Source organism: Solibacillus merdavium (assembly GCF_014836935.1).
In the GTDB taxonomy this organism is placed as follows: Bacteria; Bacillota; Bacilli; order Bacillales_A; family Planococcaceae; genus Solibacillus; species Solibacillus ferritrahens.
The window spans coordinates 1-8,507 of sequence record NZ_JACSPW010000034.1 but is presented as its reverse complement, the minus strand read 5'-3'; the positions used below and the strand labels follow the sequence as shown (position 1 = coordinate 8,507).

Genomic DNA, 8,507 nt, shown 5'->3' with positions numbered 1-8,507 from the left:
GACACTCAAGCATCATACAAGAGGGCTTTTTTGTTTTCAAGTCCCCGAAAATCTTTCTAACAGGAATGCTCCTTAAGGTTAATATACTCAACATTGAGTATATGGGTATTTTTTTGTTCCTCTTTTAATAAGAGGAACAATTAAATTTTATTTATAATTATTTAATAAATCCTTCACAAAGTTAATTTGCTGTTCTAAAATATCCACCATGTTTTTAGCTACAATAGACATCATTGGTGAAAACCCTTTTGGTAAATGTTGTTCCTTTATTGATAAACCGCTTTCGACTATAAGGAGTTCATTTTCAAGCATTTTCAGTTGATGCTGTAACGCTTCTATTGCTCGGTCATTTTCTAATTGATCAATCATAGATAAACCAGCGTATAAAGAGAGGGGATAGGGTACATTAGAAGAAACAATAGAGTTGTAAACAAGCTCTTTTAAATGCGCTCTTCCTAAATCAGTAATTTTATAAATAGATTTTTGGCGATTGCCACTATGTTCAATATGATCCAGTTCTATATAGCTATTTTGTTCCAATTTTTTTAGCGCGTGATAAATTGATCCTACAAGTACGCCCGACCATCTTTCTGCTTCGTTCTCTTGTAACATAGTTTGTATATCGTAACCAGACAATGGCTGCATATTTAATGCACCCAAAACTAGAAGCTGAGTCAAAATAAACCCTCCATAATAATACTTTATGTTGAGTATTTTACTTTGAGTAAATTACGGAAGTCAATAAAAATATGGAGTGTGGAAGGATTTTAATTTATATGAGATGAATTACTTATACAATGCAATTATTCGGAAATAGTAATTTTTAGAAAAAAGCGTCTGAAATTGGCTAAATTGCATAAGAAGCGCACTATTTACGATAATTTTTAAAAAAAATTAGCCGATTTTATTGACTAAGCATGGTACTATAGAATGGTGACAAATTAGAGGTAATAAGAAATAAAGGGGTAAGAATATGACGTTGTTTGACGAGAAAATTCAAGGATTGTTACAGCAATCGGCATTACAATACATAATCTATAAAGAAAATGAAGATACAGAACGAATTGAAAAGCTGCATCTTTTTGCACGCAAGCTCTTACAGAAGGAGTTTGTCATCGGTTTTGCCGGTCACTTTTCTGCTGGTAAATCAAGCATGATTAATGCACTTTCGGGTGAAAACATTTTAGCGACAAGTCCAATACCAACAAGTGCGAACATTGTAAAAGTGCATAAATCGGATGAGGATTTTGCTATTCTTTATTTGCACAATGAAAAGCCGGTAAAGTTTGAAGCAGGCTATGATATTAAACAAGTGAAAGAACTAAGTAAAAATGGCGAATTAGTATCGCAAATCGAAATTGGACATAGTACGTCAAGTTTACCTGAAGGCGTTACCGTTATGGATACTCCAGGTGTTGACTCGACGGATGATGCGCATGCAATGAGTACAGAATCGGCACTGCATATAGCGGATATGGTGTTTTATACAATGGACTACAACCATGTGCAATCAGAGCTCAATTTCCAATTTACAAAGCAGTTAATGAAATATAATCCGAATGTATATTTAATCGTCAATCAAATTGATAAACACCGTGAAGCGGAATTATCATTTGAAGATTTCAAGCAATCGGTGCATAACTCATTTGCAGCATGGGGTGTATACCCGAAAAATATTTTCTTCACATCATTACGCGAAAAAGAGTTACCGAACAATGACTTTGATCAAGTGAAGAAAATTGTCATGGATTCGATGAATGACTGGCAGGAGCAATTAGTTTTAACAGCTGAAAACACATTAAAAAAACTACAGCATGAGCATGAATCATATTTAAAAGAAGAAAAGCAGGATCGCTTTGAAACCTATGCAGAAGTCGTATCAGAGGATGACTGGCAGCACCGTGATGATATTTTAGAGCAATATGAAAAATTAACTCGTCAAACTGAACTATTCTCATTTGATGTATTTGATAAGCAGTTCGATGAAAAACGAAAAGAACTACTTACAAATGCTGCGATTATGCCGGCAGATGTACGTGAAAAATTACGTGCCTATCTGGAAAGTCAACAAGAGGACTTTAAAGTAGGTGGACTGTTTACCGCGAAAAAGAAAACAGCAGAAGAGAAAGTGCGCCGCCAAGAAGAGGCTTATGCGAGCTTTAACCACGTCGTTCAATCTCAGATTACTGGTCATTTGAAAGCATTGATGAAGCAAGCGTTGAAAGATGTTGGTGCATTAAATGATGAGCGTGCAGCAGGAATTGATCAGAAGGAATTTAATTTCCCGTTTTCGATTATTGAAGAGCAAGTGCAAAAAAGCGGTGTAATTACAGGGGATGCAGTATTAAACTTTGCGAACCGTGTATCCGAGGCGACAAAACGCTACTTTATCCAAACAACAGATGCTTGGAAGCTTGAGCAAAAAGAGACATTGGAGCAAGTGGCGAGAGAAGCAGCAGCACCGGTAAAGTTAAAGATCAATGCGATGTCCGAAAAAGTACAAGCGCTTCAGCATATATTACAAATTGAGAAGTTCGAAGCATTCAGCAATACATTAATGAAGCAAGTATCAAACGAAATTCGTGCGGAATCGAAAATCCATCTGGAAAAATGGAAACGTGAGCATGAGCAAGCATTGAAAGATATTCGACCATTTAAAGAGTCGATGTTGCAAATGACTGCACAAGATAAACAGCTTGAGGACGAGCATGTACTGGAAAAAATAGAGACAGGCTTAAACGTGGATGCTGTTATTGAAAAAGCCTTAAAGACTGCCAACATTATTAAGGATGTTCAAGGCTTTAAGGAAGTTTCTAGCTTCTTAACGAAAAAAGTAGAGCGTTTGCAAAAGCGTGATTTTACAATTGCTTTATTCGGTGCATTCAGTGCAGGTAAATCAAGCTTTTCCAATGCTTTAATGGGTGAACGCGTTCTGCCGGTATCACCTAACCCAACGACGGCAGCGATTAATAAAATTCGCCCTGTGTCGCCTGAACATCCACACGAGACAGCCGATGTTCATCTGAAAAATGTAGCGCAGCTATTAGAAGATATTAAAGGCTCTTATGCAGCAATTGGGTTGCAAGTAAATTCGCTGAAAGAAGCTTATGACCGTGCAGCAGAAGGATTGGCTGTTAAATTATCCGATGAGCGATTAAATGTCCATAAATCGTTTATCCGCGCCTTTTCAGAGGGCTATGAATCGTTTGTGCCGAAGCTCGGTACGACTTTGCGTGTTAATCGCCATGATTTTGAGAAGTATGTTGCGCAGGAAAACCGTTCTTGCTTTGTCGATAATATCGATTTTTACTTTGATTCACCGCTTACTCGTATGGGCGTAACATTAGTAGATACACCTGGTGCGGACTCTATTAACGCACGCCATACAGGAGTAGCGTTCGATTATATTCGAAATGCTGATGCTATACTATTCATCACATACTATAACCATGCATTTGCAAAAGCGGACCGCGAATTTTTAATTCAATTAGGCCGTGTGAAAGACGCATTTGAATTAGATAAAATGTTCTTTATCGTAAATGCAATTGATTTAGCCTCTACAATGGATGAAGAGGAAGAAGTGAAGAGTTATGTTCGTTCAGAGCTTCAACGATTCGGCATTCGTTTCCCAAGACTTTATGGGGTATCAAGTTTGCTTGCGCTGAAGGAAAAGGAAAACCAGAATGATCTTCAGTCAGGTATGGCACCATTTGAAGACGCATTCCATCATTTCCTGAATGATGAGCTAATGGGCATTGCGGTACAGGCGCTGCAGGAAGAAGTGGAAAAAACCGAGGCGCGACTCCATGATTTAATTACGCAAACGGAAGAAAACCTAAAGCGTAAAGATGAACGATTAGAAGAGCTTGCACATTTGGAAAAGCTTGTACGTTCAAAATATCAAACAACCCAAACAGCTATGCTGGAAAGTGAAATGAAGCAGGAACTGGATGAGTTACTATACTACGTATTACAGCGTGTGTACTATCGTTATCCTGATTTCTTCCGTGAAAGCTATAATCCGTCTACCTTTGCACAAATGCCGCCACAGCAAGCATTACAGACGGCATTGAAAGAAGTACTTCAAGCATTAAGCTTTGACTTCGCACAGGAAATGCGTGTAACGAATTTCCGATTAGCACAATTTGTTGAGAAGAAGATGAAGGCACAATTTAAAGATGAAGCCCGAGAGCTTAAGGAGTTAAATCCAAGCTTTGCATTTTTAGGCTATGAATCAAAAGAACCGCAGTTATTGGAATTCACAGGACCGTTTGCTGAAACGACTCCTTATGAAGGGGTAAAATCACACTTTAAAAATGTGAAGGCCTTCTTTGAAAAAAATGAAAAAGAGCAATTACGCGATGCATTGGAAAAATTAACAAAACCAAATGCCCAAAGTTATTTAGAATTGGAAAAAGCTAAGATTCTCGAATGGGCAGCAGGCTTTATAGCAATTGAAGCGGAAGGGCTACGTCAACACATGATTGAACAGGCAATTGAGCAAGTTGAAACTGAGCGCCTATTGTTGCAGGAAGAAAGCCACTTAGCTGTTTGGAAAGATATCTTCGCACAACTTCAAGCATAAGGAGGATCTTTTTATGACGAATGTTTTTGTAACTGCCGATAAAATCGAACCGACAGGCCGTCTAATCGATGCAAGATTTGATATGGCAAATGTAGAATTAGGAAAAGCTCTGTATGAGGAAGGGCATGTTGAAGGTGCTGTATTTTGGGATTTAAATACAGACTTATCCGATTTAGCAAAAGGAGAAGGACGCCACCCGCTACCAGAAAAAGAGCAGCTTCAGGAACTATTTGAAAAGCATGGACTACATCTTAATGATGCGATTTATGTATATGACCAAGGTGCAGCACCATATGCTACACGGGCATGGTGGATTTTAAACTATGCAGGATTTAAGCATGCTTATGTTGTCAATGGTGGCTTCCAGGCTTTTATAGATGTAGGTTTTCCTATAACGACTGAAGTGCCGACATTTCAAAAGAGTGAATTGCAGCTTCAATGGAATGATGAGATTTTACTGAAGCGCCAGGATATTGTAAATATTGTCGAAGGAAAAACAAAAGCTACTTTATTGGATGCGCGTTCAGCAGTCCGCTATAATGGCGAAATCGAGCCGTTGGACAAAGTAGCCGGACATATTCCGACCGCCCAAAATTACGACTGGGAGCAGCTACGTGATGGTTCAAACTTAGTCATTACTTCTTCACTTCTAGACAAAGTATCAAAGGAAGAGAATATTGTCGTTTACTGTGGTTCTGGTGTCACAGCAACACCAATTTACTCAGTTTTAAAAGAAGCTGGGTATGAAAATGTCCAAATTTATATGGCAGGGTACAGCGACTGGGTAAAACATCATCCTGTTGCAACGTCCAAATAATTAAGCTGAAAATAAAAGTGAGCCGTTATGTGAAATTCTTGCATAACGGCTTTTGATTTATGTATTAGCTAAATTATGGGGTAAATTCCCAAGGATTATGTTAAAGTAATATTGTAGAAAAATATAGAGTAAAGGAGTGAATCGCTGTGCTATTTAAGAAAAAGTCGGAAATAAGCGAAAAATCTGGAGTGAAAATGATTAATGGCTTTGTGAAATTCCAATCTGTCCGTTTGAATGTATATTGCTTTGAGTTTGATGGTGTTTTAATAGATACTGGTGCAGCATCACTCCTTGAGGAATTTAAAACATTTTTTAGTATGATGGATGTCGATCAGGTGATGTTGACTCATTATCATGAAGATCATACCGGTGGGGCGCACTTTTTACAGACTGAATACAATTTACCTATATTTATGAATGATACTAGAATAGCGGAATGCGCATCCAAAGCAAACTATCCTTTATATAGAAAGCTATTTTGGGGGACGAGAAAACCATTTGAAGCACTGCCTTTGGAAAATCATTTCTCGTCAAGGACAGGCCGCTGGAAAGTAATCCCGACTCCTGGACATACAAATGACCATTTGGCTTTTCTAAATGAAGAGACAGGGCAGCTCTTTACGGGGGATTTGTTTGTGACACCAAAAACAAAAGTCGTGCTGCGTGAAGAAAATGTTCCACAAATTATCAGCTCTTTGGAACTTGCCATTTCACACGATTTCCAGGAAATGTACTGCAACCATGCGGGGTATATAAAGAATGGAAAGGAAGCTTTACTGCAAAAACTTGATTTTTTAAAAGAACTTAGTGGCAAAATAGAACAGATGGCGGATGCAGGCATGACGTCTCCTGAAATAACGAACCAGCTTTTTGATAAAAAATATCCAGTTACAAAATTATCATTGGGTGAATGGGATGCGGCACATATCGTAACATCCGTATTAAAAAATAAAATATACAACAAGTAACTGTTTAGTAGAAAAACTTACTAGGCAGTTTTTTACTGTTGTTTAATAGAAAAATACTTATTAATATTACATTTGTTTTGTAATATTAAATTTACAATCGCTTAACAATATAAATGGTTTAAAAGCTGTATCAAAGGGAAGAATATATAATTTTCTCTCCTATCTGTCGAACAAACGCCGAATTACAAGAGGATTTTAGAGGTTTCTGAATATTTAGTTATATATTTCGCTATTTTGAAGCAAGATTATAAGAAATATTTATTATTAGATTGTAAAGGTTTTGTAAATAACATAAATTAATGTTGAAGAAATTGAAAAATAGGTGGTATGATAACCTAGGTTTTAATTTACATACTTCATTTTAGGGGGATTTTATTCCATGTTCAGCTCAAAAAAACCAGATCCATTTTTTGAAGGATTATTAAATATTGCAAAAAATGTACAAAACGGTGCCAACTATGCAAAAGAATCAACAATTTCTACAGTATCGGACTTAAAACAAATACAAATTAAAATGAAGTCTTATGAAACAGCTGGTGATAAATTAATTCACGATTTGATCGTGAAATTAAATGAGTCCTTTATGACACCAATTGAACGTGAAGATATTTTAGCATTGGCAATTAAATTAGATGATATTTTAGATGGTATTGAAAATACAATTGCCCACTTTGAAATGTATGCATTTACAGAAGTGAATCAGTATATGAGAGACTTTGTTGACTTTATCGCGAAATCATCTGATGAAGCAGTAAAGGCAATGGAATTATTAAATAAAAAAGATTTAATTGGTATGCGTCAACATGCCATTTTAATAAAAGATTATGAGCGCGAATGTGATGAGATTTTCCGTAAATCTATTACAGAACTATTCCAAGTTGAAAAAGATCCAATTCGCTTAATTATTTTTAAAGATTTGTATGAGCAATTAGAAGAAATTGCCGACTATTGCCAAAATGTAGCGAATACAATTGAAACGATTATTATGCGTAATGCATAATTAAAAAGGAGTAGACTATGGAAACGTTATTAATCATTACCGTACTCGTTGTTATTTTTGCGTTAGCATTTGATTTTATTAATGGATTCCATGATACAGCAAATGCGATTGCGACATCTGTTTCAACGCGTGCGTTAAAGCCGCGAGTAGCTGTTCTAATGGCTGCAGTAATGAACTTCGTTGGTGCGATGACTTTTGTGGGAGTTGCAAAAGCAGTTGCATCTGGAATTGTTGATCCCTTCTCGTTAAATGCATTCGAAGGTGATGTGACTGGATCTGTTGTTATTTTGGCGGCGTTAAGCTCGGCGATTACTTGGAACTTGTTAACTTGGTATTTTGGTATACCATCAAGTTCTTCACATACATTAATCGGCTCAATTGCAGGGGCAGCAGTAGCCTCAGCCGGAATGGATATTTTAAACTATGAAGGTTTCTTTAAAATTTTACAGGCATTAATTATTTCACCAATTTTAGCTTTAACTGTAGGTTTTATCGTGATGAAGCTTTTCAAATTTATATTCAAACGTTCACCGTTATATAGTACAACGAAAGCATTCCGGTTAACACAAATCGGTACGGCAGCTTTACAATCGTTTACACACGGTACAAACGATGCGCAAAAAGCGATGGGTATTATTACAATGGCTTTAATCGCAGCAAACTGGCAATCGACAGATGAAGTACAAGACTGGGTACGTTTTGCCTGCGCATTGGCGATGGGTCTAGGAACGTCTGTTGGTGGATACAAGATTATAAAAACAGTAGGCGGCAAAATCATGAAAATCCGTCCAGTAAACGGTGTTGCGGCAGACTTAACTTCTGCATCGATTATTTTTGGTGCGACAGTTATCGCATTGCCAGTATCGACAACACATGTTATTTCATCTGCTATTATGGGTGTCGGTGCAGCACAGCGTGTAAAAGGAGTTAAATGGGGGATGGCGCGAAAAATCGTCATTACTTGGTTCATCACTTTACCGATTTCAGCATTAATGGCTAGTATATTCTATTTATTATTTAGTCTACTATTCTAATATAAAAAACGGCGCTCAAATGATTGGAGGGCACTGAAAAACCTTCGTTTTTTTAGAACGTTTTCGTTTTTCAACACAAAAGAGGCATTTTTCATTCGATTTT

At 37.0% G+C, this 8,507-nt stretch carries 6 protein-coding genes; 5 read left to right on the top strand and 1 reads right to left on the bottom strand.

Annotated features, from left to right (window positions below):
* Nucleotides 1–147 precede the first annotated feature (147 nt).
* Entirely contained in the window at nt 148–678 is a 531-nt protein-coding gene (locus H9632_RS18515; protein ID WP_191705535.1) for a PadR family transcriptional regulator, read from the bottom strand.
* Between the two features lie 295 nt (nt 679–973).
* On the opposite strand from H9632_RS18515, the gene H9632_RS18510 reads away from it, so the two are divergent.
* The 5 genes from H9632_RS18510 to H9632_RS18490 all read left to right on the top strand — a co-directional run bounded on the left by H9632_RS18510 (nt 974) and on the right by H9632_RS18490 (nt 8,404).
* Nucleotides 974–4,585 carry a dynamin family protein gene (locus H9632_RS18510; RefSeq protein ID WP_191705534.1) on the top strand — a complete coding sequence of 1,204 codons (3,612 nt, stop codon included), beginning with the start codon at nt 974–976 and terminating at the stop codon, nt 4,583–4,585.
* A 13-nt stretch (nt 4,586–4,598) separates the two neighbouring features.
* Complete coding sequence (locus H9632_RS18505; protein ID WP_191705533.1) at nt 4,599–5,402, top strand: sulfurtransferase; 804 nt, start codon at nt 4,599–4,601, stop codon at nt 5,400–5,402.
* Between the two features lie 146 nt (nt 5,403–5,548).
* Nucleotides 5,549–6,370, top strand: a complete 822-nt coding sequence (locus H9632_RS18500) for an MBL fold metallo-hydrolase (protein ID WP_191705532.1) — start codon at nt 5,549–5,551, stop codon at nt 6,368–6,370.
* Nucleotides 6,371–6,749: 379 nt separating this feature from the next.
* Nucleotides 6,750–7,370, top strand: coding sequence for a DUF47 domain-containing protein (locus H9632_RS18495; protein ID WP_191705531.1), 621 nt, complete (start codon nt 6,750–6,752; stop codon nt 7,368–7,370).
* Nucleotides 7,371–7,387: 17 nt separating this feature from the next.
* Entirely contained in the window at nt 7,388–8,404 is a 1,017-nt protein-coding gene (locus tag H9632_RS18490) for an inorganic phosphate transporter (RefSeq protein WP_191705530.1), read from the top strand.
* The last annotated feature ends 103 nt before the right edge of the window (nt 8,405–8,507 follow it).

Coding starts and splice junctions, on each gene's coding strand:
- H9632_RS18505 (WP_191705533.1), top strand. CDS start 4,599: ATGACGAATGTTTTTGTAACTGCCGATAAAATCGAACCGACAGGCCGT.
- H9632_RS18495 (WP_191705531.1), top strand. CDS start 6,750: ATGTTCAGCTCAAAAAAACCAGATCCATTTTTTGAAGGATTATTAAAT.
- H9632_RS18490 (WP_191705530.1), top strand. CDS start 7,388: ATGGAAACGTTATTAATCATTACCGTACTCGTTGTTATTTTTGCGTTA.
- H9632_RS18510 (WP_191705534.1), top strand. CDS start 974: ATGACGTTGTTTGACGAGAAAATTCAAGGATTGTTACAGCAATCGGCA.